This window comes from Glaciimonas sp. OK215 (genome assembly GCF_057787885.1).
The window spans coordinates 5405362-5430121 of record NZ_CM173544.1 but is presented as its reverse complement, the minus strand read 5'-3'; the positions used below and the strand labels follow the sequence as shown (position 1 = coordinate 5430121).

At 56.3% G+C, this 24760-nt stretch carries 24 protein-coding genes; 21 read left to right on the top strand and 3 right to left on the bottom strand.

Annotated elements, in window-relative coordinates; all coding sequences use genetic code 11:
* Positions 1–289 precede the first annotated feature (289 nt).
* On the top strand, positions 290–1147 hold the full coding sequence (locus AC3CHX_RS25045) for a hypothetical protein (RefSeq protein ID WP_488630672.1): 858 nt from the start codon (positions 290–292) through the stop codon (positions 1145–1147).
* Positions 1148–1184: 37 nt separating this feature from the next.
* Here AC3CHX_RS25045 and AC3CHX_RS25040 read toward each other — a convergent pair whose 3' ends face one another.
* Entirely contained in the window at positions 1185–1715 is a 531-nt protein-coding gene (locus AC3CHX_RS25040; protein WP_488630671.1) for an isochorismatase family protein, read from the bottom strand.
* 360 nt (positions 1716–2075) lie between these two features.
* On the opposite strand from AC3CHX_RS25040, the gene AC3CHX_RS25035 reads away from it, so the two are divergent.
* A complete protein-coding gene (locus tag AC3CHX_RS25035; RefSeq protein ID WP_488630670.1) occupies positions 2076–3569 on the top strand; it encodes an AMP nucleosidase in 1494 nt (497 codons plus the stop codon).
* A 32-nt stretch (positions 3570–3601) separates the two neighbouring features.
* The gene (locus AC3CHX_RS25030) at positions 3602–3802 is read left to right on the top strand and encodes a DUF1653 domain-containing protein (RefSeq protein ID WP_488630669.1); all 201 of its coding nucleotides are present in this window, start codon (positions 3602–3604) and stop codon (positions 3800–3802) included.
* 90 nt (positions 3803–3892) lie between these two features.
* Here AC3CHX_RS25030 and AC3CHX_RS25025 read toward each other — a convergent pair whose 3' ends face one another.
* Positions 3893–5095 carry a YbfB/YjiJ family MFS transporter gene (locus AC3CHX_RS25025; RefSeq protein WP_488630668.1) on the bottom strand — a complete coding sequence of 401 codons (1203 nt, stop codon included), beginning with the start codon at positions 5093–5095 and terminating at the stop codon, positions 3893–3895.
* Positions 5095–5298 (bottom strand): tautomerase family protein, encoded by a 204-nt coding sequence (locus AC3CHX_RS25020; RefSeq protein WP_488630667.1) that lies wholly within the window; start codon positions 5296–5298, stop codon positions 5095–5097. Before AC3CHX_RS25020 ends, AC3CHX_RS25025 begins: the two co-directional genes overlap by 1 nt.
* 115 nt (positions 5299–5413) lie before the next feature.
* On the opposite strand from AC3CHX_RS25020, the gene AC3CHX_RS25015 reads away from it, so the two are divergent.
* From AC3CHX_RS25015 to AC3CHX_RS24930, 18 genes are all read left to right on the top strand, one after another.
* Complete coding sequence (locus AC3CHX_RS25015; RefSeq protein WP_488630666.1) at positions 5414–6307, top strand: LysR substrate-binding domain-containing protein; 894 nt, start codon at positions 5414–5416, stop codon at positions 6305–6307.
* Positions 6308–6403: 96 nt separating this feature from the next.
* On the top strand, positions 6404–6622 hold the full coding sequence (locus AC3CHX_RS25010; protein ID WP_488630665.1) for a VF530 family protein: 219 nt from the start codon (positions 6404–6406) through the stop codon (positions 6620–6622).
* A gap of 197 nt (positions 6623–6819) precedes the next feature.
* Complete coding sequence (locus AC3CHX_RS25005; RefSeq protein WP_488630664.1) at positions 6820–7527, top strand: transposase; 708 nt, start codon at positions 6820–6822, stop codon at positions 7525–7527.
* 185 nt (positions 7528–7712) lie between these two features.
* On the top strand, positions 7713–12401 hold the full coding sequence (locus tag AC3CHX_RS25000) for a glutamate synthase-related protein (RefSeq protein ID WP_488630663.1): 4689 nt from the start codon (positions 7713–7715) through the stop codon (positions 12399–12401).
* A 128-nt stretch (positions 12402–12529) separates the two neighbouring features.
* Complete coding sequence (locus AC3CHX_RS24995; protein WP_488630662.1) at positions 12530–13993, top strand: glutamate synthase subunit beta; 1464 nt, start codon at positions 12530–12532, stop codon at positions 13991–13993.
* 297 nt (positions 13994–14290) lie between these two features.
* Complete coding sequence (locus AC3CHX_RS24990; protein ID WP_488630661.1) at positions 14291–15094, top strand: ABC transporter ATP-binding protein; 804 nt, start codon at positions 14291–14293, stop codon at positions 15092–15094.
* Positions 15091–15870: a lipid asymmetry maintenance ABC transporter permease subunit MlaE gene (gene mlaE, locus AC3CHX_RS24985; protein WP_488630660.1), complete on the top strand. Its 780-nt coding sequence runs from the start codon at positions 15091–15093 to the stop codon at positions 15868–15870. The genes AC3CHX_RS24990 and mlaE overlap by 4 nt, the downstream gene beginning before the upstream one ends.
* A 139-nt stretch (positions 15871–16009) precedes the next feature.
* Positions 16010–16483 carry an outer membrane lipid asymmetry maintenance protein MlaD gene (gene mlaD / locus AC3CHX_RS24980; protein WP_488630659.1) on the top strand — a complete coding sequence of 158 codons (474 nt, stop codon included), beginning with the start codon at positions 16010–16012 and terminating at the stop codon, positions 16481–16483.
* On the top strand, positions 16480–17187 hold the full coding sequence (locus AC3CHX_RS24975; protein ID WP_488630658.1) for an MlaA family lipoprotein: 708 nt from the start codon (positions 16480–16482) through the stop codon (positions 17185–17187). Before mlaD ends, AC3CHX_RS24975 begins: the two co-directional genes overlap by 4 nt.
* A 131-nt stretch (positions 17188–17318) precedes the next feature.
* Positions 17319–17948, top strand: coding sequence for an MlaC/ttg2D family ABC transporter substrate-binding protein (locus AC3CHX_RS24970; RefSeq protein WP_488630657.1), 630 nt, complete (start codon positions 17319–17321; stop codon positions 17946–17948).
* A gap of 75 nt (positions 17949–18023) precedes the next feature.
* Positions 18024–18329 (top strand): STAS domain-containing protein, encoded by a 306-nt coding sequence (locus AC3CHX_RS24965; RefSeq protein ID WP_488630656.1) that lies wholly within the window; start codon positions 18024–18026, stop codon positions 18327–18329.
* Positions 18330–18536: 207 nt separating this feature from the next.
* Complete coding sequence (locus AC3CHX_RS24960) at positions 18537–19481, top strand: ABC transporter ATP-binding protein (protein WP_488630655.1); 945 nt, start codon at positions 18537–18539, stop codon at positions 19479–19481.
* The gene (locus tag AC3CHX_RS24955) at positions 19478–20233 is read left to right on the top strand and encodes an ABC transporter permease (protein ID WP_488630654.1); all 756 of its coding nucleotides are present in this window, start codon (positions 19478–19480) and stop codon (positions 20231–20233) included. The genes AC3CHX_RS24960 and AC3CHX_RS24955 overlap by 4 nt, the downstream gene beginning before the upstream one ends.
* Before the next feature lie 35 nt (positions 20234–20268).
* Complete coding sequence (locus AC3CHX_RS24950) at positions 20269–20505, top strand: BolA family protein (protein WP_488630653.1); 237 nt, start codon at positions 20269–20271, stop codon at positions 20503–20505.
* A gap of 38 nt (positions 20506–20543) precedes the next feature.
* Positions 20544–21794 (top strand): UDP-N-acetylglucosamine 1-carboxyvinyltransferase, encoded by a 1251-nt coding sequence (gene murA / locus AC3CHX_RS24945; RefSeq protein WP_488630652.1) that lies wholly within the window; start codon positions 20544–20546, stop codon positions 21792–21794.
* Between the two features lie 27 nt (positions 21795–21821).
* Complete coding sequence (gene hisG / locus AC3CHX_RS24940) at positions 21822–22487, top strand: ATP phosphoribosyltransferase (protein ID WP_488630651.1); 666 nt, start codon at positions 21822–21824, stop codon at positions 22485–22487.
* Positions 22487–23812 carry a histidinol dehydrogenase gene (hisD, locus tag AC3CHX_RS24935; protein WP_488644927.1) on the top strand — a complete coding sequence of 442 codons (1326 nt, stop codon included), beginning with the start codon at positions 22487–22489 and terminating at the stop codon, positions 23810–23812. Before hisG ends, hisD begins: the two co-directional genes overlap by 1 nt.
* An 18-nt stretch (positions 23813–23830) precedes the next feature.
* On the top strand, positions 23831–24634 hold the full coding sequence (locus AC3CHX_RS24930) for a DNA-methyltransferase (RefSeq protein WP_488630650.1): 804 nt from the start codon (positions 23831–23833) through the stop codon (positions 24632–24634).
* The last annotated feature ends 126 nt before the right edge of the window (positions 24635–24760 follow it).

Genomic DNA, 24760 nt, shown 5'->3' with positions numbered 1-24760 from the left:
CTAGCCTTATAGTGAATATGGCGCCGGCGCACACGACATGGGTTATTCTAGGTGCCGATCGGAAAAGTGTGCGATTCACACTAGATACCATGCAAATCAAGCGTTGTGGTGCAGTTTTTACATCGTTATTAGGCGTTTTTTCTGCCGAATTGAACTACTAAAATGCTCAGTTGCCATACCTTCTGCTATTTAGTGTGAAGAATTTTTGCGGATTGTTTAAAATCCGTTTTTCGGAATGATTTAATTGTGTCGGCTAATACCAGTCAAGGTCGCTGACTACATCGGTAAAATGGGTAAAAAGACAATACGTTTAAACAGTTCGCTGAAGGCACGTGCACGACGCAGGACAGCGATCGGTATTGCCTTGTCGGTCTTGCTCCATGTGGGCTTGTTCACGCTGCTGTGGTATCGGATAAAGGATGTCGTTGTGCCGGTGCGGCCGGACCCGGCGCCGCTGGTCGTATCTTTCTTGAAAAATACGATTGCAACGCCGTCCGCAGGGCTATCGCTGCCGCCGCCCAAGCCTGCGCCGCGACCGCCGGCCAAGCGCGCCAACCCGCCTAAAACACCGAAGCCGTCCAAGCCCGCAGTGCGGCCTCCTGCCGCCATTGCGCAAGGCATGCCTGCTCCGGCGCCGGTGCAGCAGCCTGAGGCGCGCGAAGAAATCAAGCCGGCGCCGCCAGAGATGGATATGAGCACCATGCTCAATGCTGCACGCGAGCGGCGGCGCGCTGCAGCCGAAGCCGAGGGGCGTGCAAATCCGGAGGAGCAAGCCGATAGCGGCGCATCCTCGGACAATGATGTCGCCAAGGCGAATATCCAGTTTTTGACGCGCCGGGGCGAGGGCGGAGGTGGCGTGTTTCAGATCATCAGCAAGGGACCGCGGGTGGCGCAGTACGTGTTTCGCGGCTGGGGTTCTACTACGCGTGAAAATCGACGTCAGCTGATTGAGGTGGATGCCGGCCCGGACGGCGATGTCGAAGTCGCCATTGTGAAGAGCATGATCGAACTGATCCGCAAGCGCTATCCAGGCGACTTCAAGTGGGATTCGCACCGCTTGGGGCGGCTGGTCCCACTGTCTGCCAGAGAAACGGATGGCCCGGCGTTGCAGGCCTTCTTGATGCGTGAGTTTTTTGGCGGCTCCTGAGCGCTGCGCGCTTCAGTCATGCGGCACGTCGCTACCGTCACTTGATCAAACCCAATATCTCACGGAAAGCCGGGTGCTCGCTGTTGCGCACCCATTCGTAAGCCACCATTTCCACGGTCACCAGTTGGGCGCCTGCCTGCTGCAGGCGAGCAAGCGCGGTGTCACGCTCACTCTCCCGGCGTGAGCCGACCGCGTCGACCACTACCAGCACCACGTAATCCCGCGCAAGCAATCCGAGTGCCGTCTGCAACATGCAGATATGCGCTTCGCAACCGGCCACGACGATTTGTCGGCGTTCTTGCGGCAGCGCATCGAGCAAGCCGTCAACACAGGCGTTGAAATGGATCTTGCTGACGGTTTTTTCGCACAACTGCCTGACTGCCTCTTCATTGCCGCCGAGCTTGGCCGGACTTTGTTCGGTGCCGATCACCGGGACACCGAGCAACCTGGCGATGCGACCTAGCCGCACCGCCTGCGCGGTCACGCTATCGCCCCGATAAATCGCGGGCATCAGGCGCGACTGAAAATCTACTAAAACCAGGGTTGATTTTTCGGCGTCGATTAGCATGTTGCTCTCCTTTTTCCTGCTATTGTCGCAGCAAGCGGTCTCTTGAAAGCAAGGTCGAATGGCCTAATCAGGATAGGCTATAGGTTTCCTTGGCGATTATGACTACTGTGCGCCACTTGAATAATTCACGCTCGCAGCGATGGCGTATTTGCTGCATTGCCCGACCTTGTGTGCGTGAGTCAAATGAATGTTCTCACCGAATGCCGATTTTCTTCGTATTCCTGACACTGACGCTGTCAGATTCTTCACAATCCCAGTAGAATAAAACCAGCCTGATCGCGCATGCACCGTTCGCTCAAGCCGCAGTGCCGGATTTTGTTTGCCTATCGTTTGGCCTGTCCAAGTATCTACGGAGACACAATGTTCCAAACCGAAAAATTCACCGATCCGCAAACCGCCGTTGAGCGGGTATGCGCCATTTACGAACATAACACCGCGTTGTTGCGCGATGCTTTCAAGCGTTTTTCCAACGGTGAAATTTTACCTGGGCGGGTACGCGCCTGTTATCCGTTCGTGCGGATTACGACCGAATTCAATACCCGTGCGGACACCCGGCAGTCATTCGGTTTTGTCGCCGGTCCCGGCGTCTACCAGGCGACCTTAACCCGGCCGATCTTATATACCAACTACCTGATCAGTCAGTTCAAGCTGTTGCGCGACAATCACGACGTACCGCTGGAGATTGGCGTCAGCGAGTTGCCGATCCCGGTGCATTTTGCCTTTTCCGAAGGGATCCATGTCGAGGGCAATCTCGACCCTGAACATCTGCGCCATCTGCCGGATATATTCGACTTGCCGGATCTGACGACGATGGATGACCGTATCGCCAACGGCACCCACGAAGAACCAGCGGGCGAGCCGCATCCGCTGGCCTTGTTCACGGCGCCGCGCATCGATTACTCGCTGCATCGGCTGAAGCATTACACCGCAACCTCGCCGGATCGTTTTCAACGTTACGTGTTGTTTACCAACTATGCGTTCTATGTGGATGAATTCATTCGCATGGGACGCGAGTTGATGCAGGAGACCAGCGATCCGGAGCAGCGCGATTATCGCCAGCAGTACACCGCGTTTGTCGAGCCGGGCGATCTGACTACCTGGAATGCCAATCTGGATGACTTGCCGGTGGATCGCGCGATTACCGGCATCGCACCTGCACGGCAGCCGCAAATGCCGGCCTATCATCTGCAACGCACCGATGGCACCGGCATCACGCTGATCAATATCGGCGTCGGTCCGTCCAACGCCAAAACCATTACCGATCACGTCGCCGTATTGCGGCCGCATGGCTGGATCATGCTGGGGCATTGTGCCGGGCTGTCCGCCTCGCAGCGGATGGGCGATTACGTACTGGCGCATGCGTATGTGCGTGACGATCATGTACTCGACGATGACTTGCCCTTGTGGGTGCCGATTCCGGCGCTGGCCGAAGTCCAGCTGGCCTTGCAGGATGCGGTGGCGCATATCACTCAGCTGGAAGGCTATGAACTGAAGCGCATCATGCGCACCGGCACCGTGGCCTCGGTCGACGACCGCAACTGGGAACTGCGCGATCACAGGGTGCCTCTGTTGCGCTTCAACCAGAGCCGCACCATCGCGCTGGATATGGAAAGCGCCACCGTCGCCGCCAACGGCTTCCGCTTCCGCGTACCGTATGGGACCTTGCTATGCGTGTCGGATAAACCCTTGCATGGCGAAATAAAATTGCCGGGCATGGCGAACCGGTTTTATGAACAGCGCGTCAATCAGCATCTGAAGATCGGCATCAGGGCGCTGGAATTATTGCGCAATCAGGGTGTCGAGCAATTGCACAGCCGCAAGCTGCGCAGCTTTAGCGAGCCGGCATTCCGCTAGCCCGCGCAAACAATAGTCGAGAAGGGCAGCAGATGCGGTATCGGCACTTTAAAGGCGGCATTTACGATGTTATTTGCGAGGCGACGCTGGAGTCGGATCCTGCGGTGACGATGATCGTTTATCGCGCCGCCAACGGCACGATATGGACCCGGCCCGGCAGCGTATTTTTTGAGCAGGTGGCATGCGACGGCAAGATGGTGCCGAGGTTTGCACCGATTGCAGAGGAACGTTAAAAATAGCGCGGGGAATACGCCGGCCGTGATCGTCCGCCGGCCGATCCAGAGGTAAAAAAATCCCGGCCGGATTTTCTCGCCGGGATTTTTCTATGCCAGGACTTGCCGTTGTGTTCTTCGCCCTTGCCAGTACATGGCGCCAAACAAGCATGCTCCGGCCAACAGCGTGACGGCAGCGACGCTCAGCGATGCCGTAAACGAGCCGGTGCGATGCACCAGTCGGGTCGCTAGCGCCGGTCCGACAATCTGGCCTATGCCATAGGCCGCCGTCAACAAGCCCATCAGACTGCGTGCATGATCGCCGCGCAAGCGCCGCGCGTCGCGCATCGCGAACAGCGTGATCGCAGTGAATGGCATGCCGAGCAAGATACTGCCCAGCGCAAATCCCAGCACATTCGGCAACGCTATGCTGCTCAATACGCCGCCGGCTTGCAGCAGGTAACAAATGGCGAGCAACAGACGGTTGTCGTAACGTGTCGGGATTCTGGTTGCCAGCAACGCCCCTAATGCGATGCAGATGCCGAACAGCGGCCAGAACAAATCCGGCCAGTGCGAGCCGGGCAGCGCCTGGCGCGCGATCACCGGCAGGAAGGTTGCCGTGATGATGTAACCAAATCCGGCCAGCCCGTAGCCGAACACCAACCCCCTGGTCTGGCGCGTTACTTGCGCAGCTTCCAGCTGATGCGCGCTGCCGACAAGCGGACCCGGCGTACTCGATGATCCTGAGATGGTACGCCACACAGTCGCGCTGAGCAGCAGCGCCAGCAAGCCAAACAGGAGCCAGCCCTGCGCCGCAGACCAGGCGTGCGCGACCATCGTGCCGGTAGGCAGGCCCGTCAGCACAATGCCAAACCCGGGACCGCAGTAAATGATGCCGCCCAGAGCGGGGGCACGGAGTTGCGCCAGGCGCTGCAAACACCAGCCCGAGGCAAACACGAATACCAGAGCGCTGGCGATGCCGGCCAGCGTGCGCAACAGGATCAGCAGCCACAGCGCCGGCGCATGCGACAGTCCCATGCCGAGCGTCAGCAGTATCGTGGCGACCAGGCCGATCCTGATGAAGCGCTCCGGGCTGCCACGCAGCACCATGCAGAGCAGGGCGCCAATAAAGTAGCCGAGATAATTCGCCGTGGCCAGCCAGCCGCCGGCATTCAGGTCGACCACGCCGTCATGCAGCATCATCGGCAACAACGGGGTAAAGGCGAAGCGCCCGATGCCCATGGCGACTGCCAGGGCCAGCGCGCCGCAGATGGCGACGCGCCAGGCCTCGCGTTGCATGGTGGCGGCTGGCATTACTTGCCGTCCCGCCGCCGCACCGTCACGCTTTCTCCTCCGATGCCCCAGTTGTCGGTGTCGACCTCGTCGATGACGACTACCGTGGTTTGCGGATTCTTGCCCAGCACATCGACCAATAACTGCGTGACGCCGCTGATCAGGGCGGCTTTTTGTTCGGCGCTGGCACCCTCGCGGGTGATCTTGATATTCACATAAGGCATGGCAATTCTCCGGAAAAGTGATGCTGCTTGGATCAAGAGGATCATCTTACATTGACAAAGGCATTCTTAAAAATGAATAATTAGCGACTCAATCATCATAAATTAAGATGCATATATGGATCTGTCATCACTGGAAATTTTTCGCACGGTGGTTCGGGAAGGCAGCATCACACGCGCTGCCGAGCAGTTGCATCGGGTGCAATCGAATGTGACTACGCGGATACGTCAACTGGAAGCGTCGCTCGGAGTGACGCTGTTTTTGCGCGACCACAAGCGGCTGGCGTTGACGCCGGCGGGCGAGACGCTGCTAGGTTACGCAGAGCGGCTTTTGAATCTGGCCGGTGAAGCGCGCGATGCAATGCAACCCACAGCGCCACGCGGGCGCTTGCGGATAGGTTCGATGGAAAGCACGGCTGCCAGCCGACTGCCGTTGCCGCTGGCACAATTCCACCAGCAATGGCCGGAAGTGCAGCTGGAGCTGACGACCGGTTCGACGCAAGCCCTGATTGATCAGGTGCGCACTTACGCATTGGATGCAGCGTTGATTGCCGGGCCCATGGACGATCCGACGTTTGAGGCCGTGCCGCTGTACATCGAAGAATTGGTCATAGTGACATCGCGTAGCCATCCACCGATTCGGCATCCCGACGATGTTCAGGTAAAGACCCTAATCGCTTTCGAAAATGGTTGCGCTTATCGACGCTTCGCAGAAAACTGGTTCGCCGGCGCCACCGGATGCAGGCCGGAACGGGTGCTGGAACTCGGCTCCTATCATGCGATGCTGGCCTGTGTTGCCGCCGGTGCAGGCATTGCGGTGGCCCCGCGTTCGGTGCTGGAGCTGCACAGTAGCGCCGCTAGTCTGGCCACTTATTCGCTGGGCGATGCCGGGCAAGTGCCGACCTTGTTGATACGTCGACACGACTATAATTCACCCGCTTTCGAGGCCTTGCGCCGGATATTGCAGACAGAGGTATTCTCGGCAGACGTGCCAAGCAAAGTGAGCGTTTGATCTGCCGTAAAATAGCGCGGCAATCCGCAGCAAGGCCGTCATAGACGATAGCTCAACCCGCTGCACACCATTCAGACAGTCCATACACAGGCAACCATGCGTCAAGAAAAACCGCAAAACCCGCTGCACGGCATCACCCTGGAAAACATCCTGATCGCACTGGTCGATCACTACGGCTGGGAGCAACTGGGGCAACTGATCGATATTCGCTGTTTCCAGAGCGACCCCAGCATCAAGTCGAGTCTGACATTCCTGAGAAAAACGCCTTGGGCGCGGGAGAAGGTTGAGGCGCTTTACATTAAGCTGAAGGCATAAAGGTGTGTTTGCAGCCGGGCCGAACGCCCGGATATTTTTAATAACAAAGAAAGCGGGACCTTTCAGATTCCCTCTCGGAGACTATTACGTCAGGCGGAGTTCACGCTGACCGTCAGATCAGAGGGTGGCAGCTTTAATTAGGGTCGGAGTCAATTTATTGGCTAAAATAAAGCCTCCGAACCCAACTAAATAAGCTTATGGCCCGCCTCGCACGACTCGTCATCCCCCATCAGCCGCATTATCTGATCCAGCGCGGTATTGATCAGCAAACGATTTTTCGTGATGCCAGTGACTTTCTGGCGTTCTATAACTGGCTGCGTGATGCCGCCCGGCAGTTCAAGGTGGCGATTCATGCTTACGTTCTGATGGGTAATCAGATTCATTTATTGGCGACACCGGCCGATGCGCAGGGATTGGCGCGCATGATGCAATGGGTGGGGCGCTACTATGTGCCGTACTTTAATCAAAAATATGACCGAGCCGGCACGCTTTGGCAGGGACGTTACAAGGCAGCCGTGATCGACCCCGAGCAGTATTTGATCAAATGCAGCCTGGCGATTGAGTCTAATCCGGTGCATGAAGGTGTTGTCGTGACCCCCGGTGAATATCCATGGTCCAGCTATTTGCATCATGTCGGCATCAAGCCGGATTCGCTGATTACCGATCATCGTTTGTATTGGGCATTGGGCAATACGCCTTTCGATCGCGAGGCTACGTATAAGGAATTGTCGGAGCAGGCGCTCACTCCAGAGCGGGAGGCATCGCTTGTCGAAGCGGTTGGCAAGGGTTGGGTACTTGGCTCGGAAGCATTTAAGTTCAGGCTGGAGCAGCAAGGCAATCAGCGTGTTCGTCCGGCCAAGCGCGGGCGACCATTCAAAGCGGTGGTGAACGTACCCGAAGCATAAGCTCGTGCGCAGGCACTGCACAGATAACGAATTGGTAGTTTTCTTCGCATTTACTCTGTCCCTATTTAAATATGAAGGAGTATTCCAGTATTCCAATTTGACTCTGACCCTAATTATTCTAGTTGAAGTCTGTTCTGCTCTGCACTATTCTTGATACCCTTACAGTCAGAGTGGTGGAGTACGTTATGCACGCACAAGGTTTATACGACCCAAAAAATGAACATGATGCCTGTGGTGTCGGTTTCATTGCTCATATCAAGGGCAACAAGAGCCACTCCATCGTTGAGCAGGGCTTGCTCATTCTGAAGAATCTGGACCACCGGGGTGCGGTTGGCGCGGATGAGCTGATGGGTGACGGCGCCGGTATTTTGATCCAGGTGCCTGACCAATACTATCGCGAAGAAATGGCCAAGCAAGGCGTGACGCTGCCGCCACCGGGCGAATACGGCGTGGGTATGGTGTTCCTGCCTAAGGAAAACGCCTCGCGTATCGCTTGCGAACAGGAAATCGAGCGCGCGGTATTGATCGAAGGCCAGGTTGTGTTGGGCTGGCGTAATGTGCCGGTGGATATCGAGATGCCGATGTCGCCGACTGTGCGCGACAAAGAACCGGTGATCCGTCAGATTTTCATCGGCCGTGGCCCGGATATCATGGTCACCGATGCGCTTGAGCGCAAACTGTACGTGATCCGCAAATCTTCCGGTCACGCGATTCAGGCGCTGAATCTGTTGCACGGTAAAGAATTTTTTGTGCCGTCGATGTCGGCGCGCACGGTTGTCTATAAGGGCTTGTTGCTGGCTGACCAGGTTGGCGTGTATTACAAGGACTTGCAAGACCCGCGCTGTATTTCGGCGCTGGCCCTGGTGCATCAGCGTTTCTCCACCAATACATTCCCGGAATGGCCGCTGGCCCACCCGTATCGCCTGATTGCGCATAACGGCGAGATCAACACCGTCAAAGGTAACTTCAACTGGATGCGCGCGCGCGAAGGCGTGATGAAGTCGGCAGTGCTGGGCGACGATCTGCAAAAACTGTTCCCGCTGATCTACGAAGGTCAATCCGATACGGCCAGCTTCGATAACGCGCTTGAGCTGTTGTTGATGGCAGGTTATCCGATCGCCCAGGCGATGATGATGATGATTCCTGAGGCGTGGGAAAACCACACCACCATGGATGACAACCGTCGCGCGTTCTATGAATATCACGCCGCGATGATGGAACCGTGGGACGGTCCGGCCGCAATGGCGTTTACCGACGGTCGTCATATCGGCGGCACCCTGGACCGCAATGGTTTGCGTCCGGCGCGTTACATCGTCACCGACGATGATCTGGTCGTGATGGCTTCCGAGTCTGGCGTGTTGCCGATTCCGGAATCGAAGATCATTCAGAAATGGCGCTTGCAACCAGGCAAGATGTTCCTGATCGACCTCGATGCCGGTCGCATCATCGACGACAAGGAACTCAAAGATACGTATGCCAATGCCAAGCCATACAAGCAATGGATCGAGTCGGTGCGCGTCAAGCTGGATGCACTGAAAGAAGAGCCGCCCGCATCCGGTTCGACCATCCCGCTGCTGGATCGCCAGCAATTGTTCGGTTACACGCAGGAAGATCTGAAGTTCCTGATGTCGCCGATGGCCGCCAATGCGGAAGAGGCGATTGGTTCGATGGGCAACGATTCGCCACTGGCGGTCATGTCCAGCAAGAACAAGACGCTGTACAACTATTTCAAGCAACTGTTCGCACAAGTTACCAACCCGCCTATCGATCCGATCCGCGAAGCGATGGTGATGTCGCTGGTGTCTTTCATCGGACCAAAGCCGAACGTGCTTGACACGAACAACATCAATCCGCCGATGCGTCTGGAAGTCTCGCAGCCGATTCTGGACTATTCCGATATCGCCAAGCTGCGCAACATCAGCGCGCATACCGGCGGCAAGTTCAAGTCGCATGAACTGAATATTTGCTATCCGGTCGCCTGGGGCAAAGAAGGTATCGAGGCGCGTCTGGCATCGCTGTGCGCGAAGGCTGTCGATGCGGTCAAGTCGGGTCACAACATCCTGATCATCTCGGATCGCAAAGTCGATGCCGAGCAAGTCGCGATTCCTGCCTTGCTGGCAACCTCGGCGATTCACCAGCATCTGGTGACCAAGGGTCTGCGTACCTCGACCGGGCTGGTGGTAGAAACCGGTTCGGCGCGCGAGACGCATCACTTTGCGCTGTTGGCCGGTTACGGCGCGGAAGCCATTCATCCGTACCTGGCGATGGATACGCTGAGCGAAATGGCGCACGGTTTGCCTGGCGCATTGTCGCCTGAAAAAGCGATTTACAACTTCCAGAAGGCGATCGGCAAAGGCTTGATGAAGGTCATGTCGAAGATGGGGATTTCGACTTACATGTCGTATTGCGGCGCACAGATTTTTGAAGCCATCGGCCTCAACAAGAGCATGACCGACAAGTACTTCAAAGGCACCTCGTCGAACGTCGAAGGGATCGGCGTATTTGAAGTCGCTGAAGAAGCGCTGCGCCTGCATCGTGCCGCATTCAGCAATGATCCTGTGCTGGCTAACGCACTCGATGCCGGTGGCGAGTACGCCTACCGCATTCGCGGCGAAGAGCACATGTGGACGCCGGATGCGATTGCCAAGCTGCAGCACTCGACCCGCGCCAACAACTTCAACAGCTACAAGGAATACGCCCAGCTCGTCAATGATCAATCCAAGCGCCACATGACCTTGCGCGGCCTGTTCGAATTCAAGCTCGATCCAAGCAAAGCCATTCCGCTGGACGAAGTCGAGCCCGCCAAGGAAATCGTCAAGCGTTTCGCGACGGGTGCGATGTCGCTCGGGTCGATCTCGACAGAGGCGCATGCCACGTTGGCGGTTGCCATGAATCGTATCGGCGGCAAGTCGAATACCGGTGAAGGCGGCGAAGACGTGAATCGTTATCGCCAGGAACTGAAAGGCATTCCGATCAAGAAGGGCGAGACCCTGGCATCGGTGATCGGCAAGGAGCATGTTGAAGTCGATACGCCGCTACTCGCCGGTGATTCGCTGCGCTCTAAAATCAAGCAAGTCGCATCGGGTCGTTTCGGCGTCACCGCTGAATACCTGATTTCTGCCGATCAGATTCAGATCAAGATGGCGCAAGGCGCGAAGCCGGGCGAAGGCGGTCAATTGCCGGGCCATAAAGTGTCCGAGTACATCGCCAAATTGCGTTTCTCGGTACCGGGCGTGGGCTTGATTTCGCCACCGCCGCACCACGATATTTATTCGATCGAAGACCTGGCGCAGCTGATTCACGATCTGAAAAACGTCAATCCGCAAGCGTCGATTTCGGTCAAGCTGGTTTCCGAAGTCGGTGTCGGCACGGTTGCCGCCGGCGTCGCCAAAGCGAAGTCGGACCATGTTGTGATCGCCGGCCACGATGGCGGTACCGGCGCATCGCCATTGTCGTCAGTCAAGCATGCCGGTTCGCCTTGGGAACTGGGCCTTGCAGAAACCCAGCAGACGCTGGTGCTGAACGGTCTGCGCAGCCGTATCCGGGTCCAGGCCGATGGCCAGATGAAGACTGGCCGCGACGTTGTGATCGGTGCGTTGCTGGGTGCCGACGAGTTCGGTTTTGCGACTGCGCCGTTGGTGGTCGAAGGCTGCATCATGATGCGCAAGTGTCACTTGAACACTTGCCCGGTCGGCGTGGCGACGCAAGATCCTGCATTGCGCGCCAAGTTCTCCGGCAAACCGGAACATGTGGTCAACTTCTTCTTCTTTATCGCTGAAGAGGTACGCCAGATCATGGCGCAACTGGGTATCCGCAACTTCGACGACCTGATCGGCCGCTCGGATTTCCTCGACAAGGCCAAGGCGATTTCGCATTGGAAAGCGCAAGGCCTGGATTTCTCGCGGATTTTCTATCAGCCCGCATTGGCTGCAGGCGAAGTGTATTACCACACCACCGAGCAGGATCATGGCTTGCACAAGGCGCTGGATCACAAGTTGATCGCACAAGCCAAGGCTGCCCTCGACAAGGGTGAGCGGGTGTCATTCATTTCGCCGATCAAGAACCTGAACCGTACTGTTGGTGCGATGCTGTCCGGTGAAGTGGCCAAGAAATACGGCCACGAAGGCCTGCCGGACGACACTATCCACATCCAGTTGCAAGGCACTGCGGGTCAGTCGGCCGGTGCGTTCCTGGCACATGGCATTACGCTGGATCTGGTGGGCGAAGGTAACGATTATGTCGGTAAAGGTTTGTCCGGCGGTCGCATCATCGTCCGTCCCAACACCGAGTTCCGCGGGCGTGCAGTCGACAATATCATCGCCGGTAACACGGTGTTGTACGGCGCGATTGCCGGCGAAGCTTTCCTCAACGGCGTTGCCGGCGAGCGCTTTGCGGTACGTAACTCGGGCGCCATTGCGGTGATCGAAGGCACTGGCGATCATGGTTGCGAATACATGACCGGCGGTACGGTGGTGGTGCTGGGCGAAACCGGCCGTAACTTTGCCGCCGGTATGTCGGGTGGTCTGGCATATGTCTACGATCCGGATGCGCAGTTCGCGGCACAGTGCAACATGTCCATGGTCACGCTGGAACCAGTCCTGAGCCAGGGTGAGCAGGAAGCGACGATAGACCGTGCGATCTGGCATACGACAACCCGCACCGGCGAAGTACAAACTGACGAGGCGATTTTGAAGGGCTTGATCGAACGCCATTTCAAGTACACCGGCAGCACCCGTGCGCGTTACTTGCTGGATAACTGGGTCGCTTCACGCAGCAAGTTCGTCAAGGTATTCCCGACCGAATACAAGCGCGCACTTGGTGAGCTCAATGCCGCGCAGGTCGCGGCGCCAGTCAAGGAAAAAGCGGTCGCCTGATTTTCAAGTTGTCAGGAATCAGCCAGCCTAACGATATCGATGTACTACGCGATGCGCCAGGTATCACGTCTCAGGAATCAGGATGACGTGTAACCGGAGCATCGGGTAGCCAAGAATGTGAGTGGAAAATGGGAAAAGTAACGGGTTTTATGGAGTTTGATCGCTTGCATGAAACGTATGAAGCACCACAGGCACGCAAGAAGCATTACAAAGAATTCATCCTGCAGTTGGGCGACAAAGAAGCCAAGGTTCAGGGCGCACGCTGCATGGATTGCGGTATTCCTTTTTGCAATAACGGCTGTCCGGTGAACAACATCATTCCTGACTGGAACGATCTGGTATATCGCGGCGCGTATCAGGAAGCGCTGGACACACTGCACTCGACCAATAACTTCCCTGAGTTCACCGGCCGTATTTGCCCGGCGCCATGCGAGAGCGCGTGTACGCTGGGTATCAATGACGATCCGGTCGGCATCAAGTCGATCGAGCATTTCATCATCGACAAGGGTTGGGAAAACGGTTGGGTGGTGCCGCAGCCGGCATTGGTGAAGACTGGCAAGAAGGTCGCCGTAGTCGGCTCCGGCCCTGCCGGCCTGGCGGCAGCGCAACAGCTGGCGCGTATTGGCCACGACGTCACCGTATTCGAAAAGAGCGACCGTGTCGGTGGCTTGTTGCGTTACGGCATTCCTGATTTCAAAATGGAAAAAAGCCATATTGACCGTCGGGTGGAGCAGATGGAAGCCGAGGGCGTGGTCTTCCGTACCGGCGTGCTGGTGGGCAAGGATTTCCCTGCGAATGTGAATAACTGGGCCAAGAAAACCGTTTCGCCAGAAGAGTTGAAGGCGGAATTCGATGCGGTCGTCATGGCCGGCGGTGCAGAGCTGCCACGCGACCTGCCGGTGCCAGGCCGGGAATTGAAGGGCGTGCATTTCGCCATGGATTTCCTGCCGCAACAAAACAAGATCAACGCTGGCGACAAGGTCAAGGATCAAATCCTGGCCGGTGGCAAAAACGTCATCGTGATCGGTGGCGGTGATACCGGCTCGGATTGCGTGGGTACTTCGAACCGTCAGGGAGCAGTCTCGGTATCGCAGTTTGAATTGATGCCGCAACCGCCGGAACAAGAAAACAAGCCGCTGGTCTGGCCGTACTGGCCAACCAAATTGCGCACTTCCTCGTCGCATGAAGAAGGTTGCGAGCGCGATTGGGCTGTCGCAACCAAGCGTCTGGAAGGCAAAAACGGCAAGCTTGAGAAGCTGGTCGCCGCCCGGGTCGAGTGGAAAGACGGCAAGATGCAGGAAGTGCCGAATTCCGAGTTCGAAATGAAGGCCGATCTGGTCTTCCTGGCGATGGGTTTTGTGGCGCCGGTGGCGCAAGTGCTGGAAGCGTTCGGCGTTGACAAAGATGCACGTGGTAACGCCAAGGCAAGTACCGATGGCGACGGTTGTTACAAAACCTCTGTTGATAAAGTGTTTGCCGCCGGCGATATGCGGCGCGGTCAATCGCTGGTGGTTTGGGCGATCCGCGAAGGCCGTCAATGCGCCCGTGCAGTCGACGAGTTCCTGATGGGCGCATCGGTATTGCCGCGGTAATGTATCGCGCTGCCAAGGCTTGTAAGCCTTATCGCTGAGGCGGTTGCGAAAATAGAAGCTACTGGAAAGAGCAGGTTCGCGTTTTGATATGCGAGGCTGCTCTTTTTATTTGGACGTCGCACAGCAGAAAGCAGTAAGGTGCATGGCACTTATTGATGTCTTTCCGGGCCATTCCCTGCACCAGTTAGCGCAACAGCCGAGTCATTGTTGTAACTACGGAACAGATTATGACCCCGGTCCAAGAACAACTGTTGCAATTGCACTACAATGTCGCCTTTGGTCTAACCGGTGGGCTTAGTGGGTAATATTGTCGAAATCCGTGATTTGCAGTTTGGCTATGGCAAGCGGGCGATTCTGTCGTCGCTTAGCATGGACTTCCCACGCGGAAAGGTTATCGCGATCATGGGCGGTTCCGGCTCGGGAAAAACTACGATTCTGCGCCTGATTGGCGGCCAATTGCAGCCGCAGGGCGGTACTGTCGCCGTTGACGGCCAGGTCGTCGGTACGCTCAAGACGCCAGATTTGTACGCGATGCGACGCAAGATGGGCATGCTGTTTCAGAATGGCGCGCTATTTACCGATCTGACGGTATTTGAAAATGTCGCTTTCCCATTGCGTGAGCACACTGATTTGCCGCCCGAATTATTGAATAACTTGGTGTTGATGAAATTGCAGGCTGTTGGTCTGCGCAATGCCGCGCAACTCAAGCCATCCGAAATTTCCGGGGGTATGGCGCGACGCGTCGCTCTGGCGCGCGCGGTGGCTCTGGACCCGTTGCTGATTATGTATGACGAGCCGTTCGCTGGGCTGGATCCTATTTCAATGGGCGTGACCGCGAATTTGATTCGCAAGTTGAATGATGCGCTGGGTTCGACTTCCATCGTGGTGTCGCACGATGTGGATGAGTCGTTTGCGATTGCGGATCATATTTATTTCCTGTCGCAGGGAAAGATTGTCGCGCAAGGTACGCCGGCGGAGATGCGGGCGTCAACCGATCCCTACGTGAAGCAATTCGTGCATGCAGAAGCCGACGGCCCGGTGCCTTTCCATTATCCGGGCAAGTCGCTGGCTGCCGATCTCGGCCTGGAGGCGCGCCGATGATTGCGAAGTTATTGGGCGCGCTTGGCGCCAGCGTACGTGAAACCATTGCCGGCACGGGCCGGGCGACGCGGGCATTTTTTGCCATTTTGGGTGTTTCGGGCGGCTTGATAAAGCGCCCCCGTTTGATTACCGATCAAGTCCACTTCATCGGTAATTATTCGATGATCATTATTGGCGTGTCAGGCCTGTTTGTCGGTTTCGTGCTGGGTTTGCAGGGCTATTACACGCTGAATAAATACGGTTCGGAGCAGGCGCTGGGTTTGCTGGTGGCCTTGTCGCTGGTGCGCGAGTTGGGGCCGGTCGTGACGGCCTTGCTGTTTGCGGGTCGCGCCGGCACTTCGTTGACCGCCGAGATCGGTTTGATGAAGGCCGGCGAGCAATTGTCGGCCATGGAAATGATGGCGGTCGATCCGCTGCAGCGCGTGATTGCACCGCGCTTCTGGGCCGGGATTATTGCCATGCCGATGTTGGCGGCCGTATTTAGCGCGCTGGGCATCATGGGCGGATATGTGGTTGGGGTGCAATTAATCGGCGTCGACGAAGGCGCGTTCTGGTCGCAAATGCAGGCTGGCGTCGACGTTTGGCAGGATATTGCCAACGGGGTCCTGAAAAGCTTCGTGTTCGGTGTCGCGGTAACCTTTGTGGCGCTGTATCAAGGTTACGAAGCCAAGCCGACCCCGGAAGGCGTGGCACGTGCGACTACAAGAACGGTCGTGATTTCGTCGCTGGCCGTGCTGGCGCTAGACTTCTTGTTGACAGCATTAATGTTTAAATAAATTTTCCGACACAGGGCGTTGCTTCTGCCTATTTGCTTATTCGGCAATTTTCGGTGTGGTGTGACGCTTTTTATCGGTACCTATGGCAGTATGTCGAGGCTGAATAAATGCTTCGCTTGGCATTTTTAAGGTGATGAATATGCAACAAAAATCTGTAGACGTGTGGGTTGGCCTGTTTGTGCTGCTGGGCGCGCTGGCGCTGGTGTTTCTGGCGCTCAAGGCCGGCAATCTGGGGGCCACATCATATCAGGCCAGTTATCCTGTGATTACCAAGTTTGATAACATTGGCGGCTTGAAGCCGCGGGCGGCAGTCAGAAGTGCCGGCGTTGTGGTCGGCCGGGTCGGGGCGATCAATTTCGACGACAAGAATTTTCAGGCCGTGGTTACCTTGAATATGGATCAGCGCTACAAGTTTCCTAAAGACAGCTCGGCCAAGATTCTGACGGCGGGTTTGCTGGGTGAACAATATATCGGCATAGAGGCCGGCGGCGACGACAAGCATCTGGTCGCTGGGGACAGCATTAAAATGACGCAATCGGCCATCGTGCTGGAGAATCTGATCAGTCAGCTTCTGTACAGCAAGGCGGCGGACGGAAAGGATAGTTCACAATGATAACCACAAAGCGCGCTAGCGTCGCAATGGCAGCATTAGCTTTGGTCACGGCCCTGAGCGGTTGCGCGACTACCGGTGGCGCCAGCAATCCGCAGGATCCGCTGGAAGGATTTAACCGTGCGATGTTCACATTTAACGACAAGTTCGATCAAATTGCGTTGAAGCCGGTGGCGACTGCCTATAGAAACTGGTTGCCATCATTCGTGCAAACCGGTGTCCATAATTTTTTCGGCAATCTTGGCGATGTCTGGAGCGCGGCCAACGGCTATTTGCAAGGCAGTGGCGTGGATGGTACAACCGCCGTCATGCGGGTAGCCGTGAATACCACCTTTGGTCTAGGTGGCCTGATCGATTTCGGCTCGGAAATGGGATTGCAAAAAAAGAACAAGGATTTTGGTCAAACGCTGGGGAAATGGGGCGTCGGAGCCGGTCCTTATGTCGTGTTGCCGCTGTTTGGCCCGTCAAATGTGCGTGATACGGCGGCAATGCCGGTGGACTTCTACGGCGATATCTGGTCCTACAAGTACCCAGTGCGCTGGCGCAATACCGGCTCAGTGGTGCGCCTGATCGACAAGCGTGCTAACTTGCTGGATGCATCGAATCTGCTCGAAGATGCTGCGCTGGACAAGTATGAGTTCGTGCGGGATGCCTACACCCAGCGCCGTCAAAGTCAGATCGATGGTCCCGCTAAAGACGATAAATAACCTTTCGTTACATAGTGGACAGTCCCCGGGCTGGAACCAGTTGTGAAATCTGGCGTCATAACGGGTGTTGCAAATTCGGGTTCGGTCCAACTTCCACACACCATTAATACTTTGAGTAGGGTTATTAAAATATGAATATTCTTAAAAAATATCTCGCAGTTGCGGTAACTTTCGGCACCTTGTTGTTTGCCGGTGCCGCGATGGCGCAGGAAGCGCCAGACGCATTGGTCAAGCGCATCAGCCAGGAGGTACTCGACAATGCCAAAGCCGACAAGAGCATCCAGGGCGGCAATCAGCAACGGATTCTGTCGCTGGTCGAAGAAAAAATACTTCCTTACATCGATTTTGAGCGGATGACTGCGCTGGCTGCCGGTCGTTATTGGCGCGATGCCACTCCAGAGCAGAAAAAGCAACTGACTGACGAATTCCGTAGCTTGTTGGTGTATACCTATTCGGGTGCATTGTCGCAGGTACGTGATCAGAAAATTGACTTCAAACCTCTGCGTGGCAGCCCATCCGATACCGAAGTAGAAGTGCGCTCGCAAGTGATTCAGCCGCGCGGCGAGCCGATTCAGCTCAACTACCGCATGGAGAAGATCGCAAACGGTTGGAAGATTTATGATGTCAACGTATTGGGTGCCTGGCTCGTTGAGTCATACAAGGGTACGTTTGCTTCAGAAATCGGCCGTTCAGGCATTGATGGCCTGATCAAGGTATTGGCTGCCAAGAACAAGAGCCGTGCCGCTAAAACTGCAGGCTAGGCAGTCGGTAAAATAAGTGTCGTAATAGCATCATTCAGGCTTTGCTTAGTAGTTAAACATTATTGATCGACCACCATGTTCAGGCCTTCTCATTCGCTCACTGTCAGCAACGCCAAACTCGCTCTGGAAGCGGGTTTGCGGGCGATTGCCGGCGGTGAGACCGAGATTGATCTGGGTGACGTGGTGGCGGTCGATTCTGCTGCGGTAGCCACCTTGCTGGCATGGCAGTGCGCGGCGCTCAATCAAGGGCTGTCGCTGCATTTCTCCAGTTTGCCTTCCAATCTGGAAAGCCTGATCGACCTGTATGGTGTGACCGACTTGTTGTCTCCGGCAACAGAGTCGGCCCCTGGCGGCGTTGGTACTGATCCCCATCATCATTGACCTTGATTGCCTGTAGTGCTTGAGATCGTAGCTTTTTTGCTACATTGCCAAGATTAAAAGCGCTTCCAGTCCCTGCGTCTCTATTCTCGTTTGTTTCCGTTATCCGGTTGCCGTTCAGGAAATCCCATATAATCAAGGGTTTCGCGCTATGCATTTGTGGTTGCAGCCACCTTGCGCGCTATCCTTTTTAGAGTTAATCGAGCCACTATGGCGGCCATTCAAATTACCAATGTCAAGAAACGCTACCAGTCGCTCCAGGCATTGGATGGGGTTTCGCTGAACATTGAAGAAGGCGAGTTCTTTGGTTTGCTTGGGCCTAACGGCGCCGGCAAGACCACCTTGATTTCGATCATTGCCGGCTTGAATCGGCCGGATTCCGGCAGCGTCAACATTCACGGTCACGACGTCGTCAACGACTACCGGAACGCGCGCAGGAAGCTTGGCGTGGTGCCGCAAGAATTAGTGTTTGATCCATTTTTCACGGTACGTGAAACTTTGCGTTTGCAGTCCGGATATTTCGGACTCAAAAACAATGACAAATGGATCGACGAGGTAATGGAAAATCTCGATCTGACCAACAAGGCCGATGTCAACATGCGGGCGCTGTCGGGCGGCATGAAACGCCGTGTGCTGGTAGCGCAAGCGCTGGTCCACAAGCCGCCGGTGATTGTGCTCGATGAGCCGACTGCCGGTGTCGATGTCGAATTGCGCCAGACCTTGTGGAAGTTTATTTCGCAGCTCAATCGCGATGGTCATACCGTGGTCCTGACCACCCACTACCTCGAAGAAGCCCAGGAGCAATGCAACCGGATCGCCATGCTGAAGCGGGGCAAAGTGGTTGCGCTGGACACGACTGCGGCGTTGCTGAAACGGATTTCGGGTTCGCAATTGCTGCTGCATCTGGCTCCCGGAACCTTGTTGCCGGAGCCGTTGCGGTCGTTGGTGCTGCCGGCCGGAAGTAATGATGCGGCAGGCAAGTTTGCGTTGCGGGTCACCGAATACCACGAGGTGGAACCGATATTGGCGACCTTGCGGACAGCCGGTGTAGTGATCGGCGACATGCATTTGCAGCAGGCCGATCTGGAGGATGTGTTTTTGCAGATTATGGACGGTACAAGCGTGGACGGAATAAACGCGGGCGGTGCTCAGTGATCGGTTTTCAAACGCTGTTTTATAAAGAGGTCCTGCGCTTCTGGAAGGTCGCCACACAGACCGTCGCTGCACCGATTCTGACCGCGATGCTGTATCTGCTGATCTTCGGCCACACGCTGAAAGGTCATGTCGAGGTGTATCCCGGCGTGCAGTACACCGCGTTTCTGGTTCCAGGGCTGGTAATGATGAGTGTGTTGCAGAATGCCTTCGCAAATACGTCGTCTTCACTGGCGCAATCCAAAATGACCGGCAATCTGGTGTTCGTATTATTGCCGCCGTTGTCGCACTGGGAGCTGTTCGGCGGCTACGTGCTGGCGTCGGTTGTGCGCGGGGTCATGGTCGGCGGCGGTGTGTTGCTGATCACTGGATTTTTCGTTAATTTGTCATTCGATGCGCCATGGTGGATCGTCATTTTTGCGATATTGGGTGCGGCATTTCTCGGCACCATGGGATTGATTGCGGGGATCTGGGCTGACAAGTTTGATCAACTGGCGGCGTTCCAGAACTTCCTGATCATGCCAGCGACATTTCTGGCCGGCGTGTTTTATTCGATTCATTCGTTGCCGCCGTTTTGGCAAGTGGTTTCCCATTTCAATCCGTTCTTTTATATGATTGATGGTTTCCGTTACGGCTTTTTCGGTCAGTCGGACGTTAATCCGCTCATTAGTTTCGGCATCATTTCGGTGTTCCTGATGGTTTTGGCGACGCTGGCGGTACAGATGTTGAAGCGCGGCTACAAGTTACGCCACTAATCCAATACAGTTTTTAAATCAGTCAGGTTTTAATTATGTTTCCCACACCCGAACTCGTCAAAAGTTACATTGCAGCCGGTCTCGCCTGTTCGCATCTGGAAGTCGATGGCGATGGACAGCATTTCACCGCGGTGATTGTGTCGGACGCGTTTTCCGGCAAACGGCTGATTCAGCGTCACCAGATAGTCTATGCAGCGTTGGGTGACCGCATGCGCGAAGAAATCCATGCGCTGTCGATGAAGACCCTGACACCTGAAGAATTTCAAAAATAGAGCCCGCTAGCCTCTGATCAAAGTTAAGAAGACAAACTATGGATAAATTATTGATTCAAGGCGGTAACCGCCTGTCCGGTGAAATCACTATTTCCGGCGCCAAGAATGCTGCGCTGCCGATACTGTGCGCCGGTCTGCTGACCTCGGATCAGCTGGATTTGAGCAACGTGCCGAATCTGCACGATGTCTCGACCATGCTGAAGTTGCTGCGTCAGATGGGATTGAAGGCCAAGCAGGAAGACCATGCGGTGATGTTGCAGGGTGATGCCATCAGCAATCTGGAAGCGCCCTACGAGATGGTGAAAACCATGCGCGCGTCGATTCTGGTGTTGGGACCATTGCTGGCGCGTTTTGGCGAAGCCAAAGTGTCGTTGCCAGGAGGTTGCGCGATTGGCTCGCGTCCGGTCGATCAGCACATCAAGGGCTTGCAAGCGATGGGTGCCGAGATCAGCATCGAAGCCGGTTACATCCACGCCAAAGCCAAGAAGCTGAAAGGTGCGCGTGTCGTTACCGACATGATTACCGTTACCGGCACCGAAAATTTGCTGATGGCAGCGACGCTGGCGGACGGTCAAACCATACTCGAAAATGCCGCACGTGAGCCGGAAGTGGGTGACCTCGCCAATTTGCTGGTGGCGATGGGTGCCAGGATTGAAGGCATCGGTACTGACCGTCTGGTGATTCAAGGCGTCGACAAATTGCACGGCGCAGCGCATGCGGTGATTGCCGATCGTATTGAAACCGGCACTTTCCTGTGCGCCGTGGCGGCGACCGGCGGCGATGTCCTGCTGAAAAATACCCGCAGCCGTACGCTGGACGTGGCGCTCGACAAATTGCGCGATGCCGGTGTCATCCTGACCTCCGGCGACGACTGGATTCGGGTACAGATGGCGGCACGTCCAAAGGCAGTCAGCTTCCGTACCACCGAGTATCCGGGTTTCCCGACCGACATGCAGGCGCAATTCATGGCCATGAATCTGATTGCGGACGGCACCAGTCATGTGACCGAAACGATTTTTGAAAACCGCTTCATGCATGTACAGGAAATGAACCGACTCGGCGCCGCGATTGACATTCAGGGCAATACCGCGATCATCAAAGGCGTTGACAAACTGTTTGGCGCACCGGTGATGGCGACTGACTTGCGTGCGTCGGCATCGCTGGTCATCGCAGGCCTGGTGGCACAGGGCGAAACGCTGATTGAACGGATTTACCATCTGGATCGTGGTTACGATCAAATGGAGCGCAAGTTGTCGGCAGTGGGTGCCAAGATTGAACGCATAAAGTAACTCGATTGAAGTGACTGAAAGAAGCAAATGAGTCAGAAATTAACCCTGGCGTTGTCCAAAGGCCGCATCTTTGAAGAGACGTTGCCGTTGCTGGCGGCAGCCGGCATTGTCGTTACCGAAAATCCGGAAACGTCGCGCAAGCTGATCCTGCCGACCAATGATCCGCTGGTCAACGTCATTATCGTGCGCGCATCCGATGTGCCGACCTATGTCCAGTACGGTGCCGCCGATTTGGGTGTGGCGGGCAAGGATGTGTTGCTCGAGCATGGTGGCGAAGGCTTGTATCAGCCTATCGATTTGAACATCGCCAAGTGCCGCATGTCGGTCGCGGTGTCGGCCGGCTTCGATTACGCGAACGCCGTGCGCCAGGGCGCGCGTCTGCGCGTCGCCACCAAATATTTGCTGACCGCACGCGAGCATTTTGCCGCCAAAGGCGTGCACGTCGACCTGATCAAATTGTACGGTTCGATGGAACTGGCGCCGCTGGTCGGTCTGGCGGATGCGATTGTCGATCTGGTCAGCACCGGCAGCACTTTGCGCGCCAACCATTTGGTCGAAGTTGAGCACATCATGGACATCTCTTCGCGTCTGGTAGTCAATCAGGCAGCATTGAAATTGAAGCGCGAGCGGCTGCAACCGATTCTGGAAGCGATTGAGAAAGCTTCGACGAGACAAACACAACGAGCGCGATGATGGCTATAAAAATCAGAAAACTGGATGCCACTGACGCCGATTTCCAGGCGCAGCTTTCGGCTCTGCTGGCATTCGATGCGAGTGAAGACGCTGCCATCGATCAGGCGGCCGCGCAGATCCTGGCAGATGTCAAAGCGCGCGGCGATGCCGCGGTGCTGGAGTACACCAACCGTTTTGACCGACTCGACGCCGACAGCGTCGCGGCGCTCGAAATCGGGCAGGACGAATTGCAGGCGGCGTTGCTGCAACTGGCGCCGGCACGTCGGGCGGCGTTGCAGGCTGCCGCCGACCGGGTGCGTGCCTATCATCAGCGTCAGAAGCAGGAGTGCGGTTCGGATGGCTTCAGTTATACCGAAGCGGACGGCACCGTACTCGGTCAAAAAGTCACGCCACTCGATCGTGTCGGCATCTATGTGCCGGGCGGCAAGGCTGCCTATCCGTCGTCGGTCCTGATGAATGCGATTCCGGCCAAGGTTGCCGGTGTGCAGGAAATCATCATGGTGGTACCGACGCCGGACGGCGTTAAAAACGCACTGGTGCTGGCAGCTGCTGCGATCGCCGGCGTTGATCGGGTATTCACCATCGGTGGCGCACAGGCAGTGGGCGCACTGGCTTATGGTACGGCGACTATTCCGCAGGTCGACAAGATCGTCGGTCCCGGGAATGCCTACGTCGCCGCTGCCAAGCGCCGCGTCTTCGGCACCGTCGGCATTGACATGATCGCCGGGCCATCGGAAATTCTAGTCATTTGCGACGGCACTACCGATCCCGACTGGATCGCCATGGATCTGTTTTCGCAAGCCGAACACGACGAGTTGGCGCAGTCGATTTTGTTGTGCCCGGATCCCGCTTACATTGCCAGGGTCGAAGCCAGCATCAACCGCCAATTGGCGGACATGCCGAGGCATGCAGTCATCCGCACCTCGCTGACCAACCGCGGCGCGCTGATTTGCGTACGCGACATGGATCACGCGTGCGAGATCGCCAATCTGATCGCGGCCGAACATCTGGAAATCTCTGCCGCCGAACCGCAGCAATGGGCCGATCGTATTCGTCACGCCGGCGCCATGTTCCTCGGCCGTTTCTCCTCAGAGTCGTTGGGCGATTATTGCGCCGGCCCGAATCACGTGTTGCCGACGTCGCGTACCGCACGCTTTTCATCGCCGCTCGGTGTGTATGACTTTCAAAAGCGTTCCAGCATGATGAATATCAGCGAAGCAGGTGCGCAGACCTTAGGCAGGATTGCTGCCGAACTGGCCTATGGCGAAGGCCTGCAGGCGCACGCGCGCTCAGCGGAGTATCGCTTGCAAGACGGCGCCAAATGACCGCGCAGCGTGGCTGACATGCAGAGTTGGCAGAACCGGATTTATGGTGAGGACGCGCTGCAAGGCATGGCGCGGATTCCGGATGGCTCGGTTGACTTGCTGATCGCCGATCCGCCATATGGCCTGGGTAAGGATTACGGCAACGATTCCGATAAGCTGGATACCGTTGCCTATCTGCGCTGGACCGAAGAGTGGATCGACGCGGCGCTACCCAAATTGAAGCCGAACGGCAGCCTGTACATTTTCCTGACCTGGCGTTACTCGCCGGAAATTTTCGTGATGCTGAAGCAGCGCATGACGATGCTCAACGAGATTATCTGGGACCGCCGGGTACCCTCCATGGGAGGCGGCGTTCGGCGCTACTCGTCAGTGCATGACACGATAGGATTTTTTGCGCGCGCCAAAGACCATTATTTCGATCTGGATGCGATTCGGATTCCCTACGACGCCGAGACCAAGAAAGCTCGTTCGCGCTCCATTTTCGTCGGTGCCAAATGGCTGGAGCTTGGCTATAACCCCAAGGATGTCTGGAGCGTGTCGCGCCTGCATCGCGAACATCGCGAGCGCGCTGATCATCCAACCCAGAAGCCGCTGGAAATTGTCGAGCGCATGATCAAGGCTTCCTGTCCGCCGGGCGGCGTGGTGCTGGACCCGTTTATGGGAAGCGGCACGACGGCGGTGGCGGCGCGGCGTTGCAAACGCAACTTCGTCGGCTTCGAATTAAATCCTGAATATTGTGCCCTGATCGAACAGCGTTTGGCACAACTCGATGGCCACAAGCCAGCTGAGCCGGTGCTGCCCCGGGTTTCCTGTGGGGAATAGTTGGAATGCTGATGAAAACGGGGTTTCCAATCCTAGGAACGGTAGTTGGACCGGCATGAGTGTGCGTTTTTCCGGCTTTCTGGCTAGGCGCGACGACGCGGCAGACTGCATTCTGCAAGGAGGAGC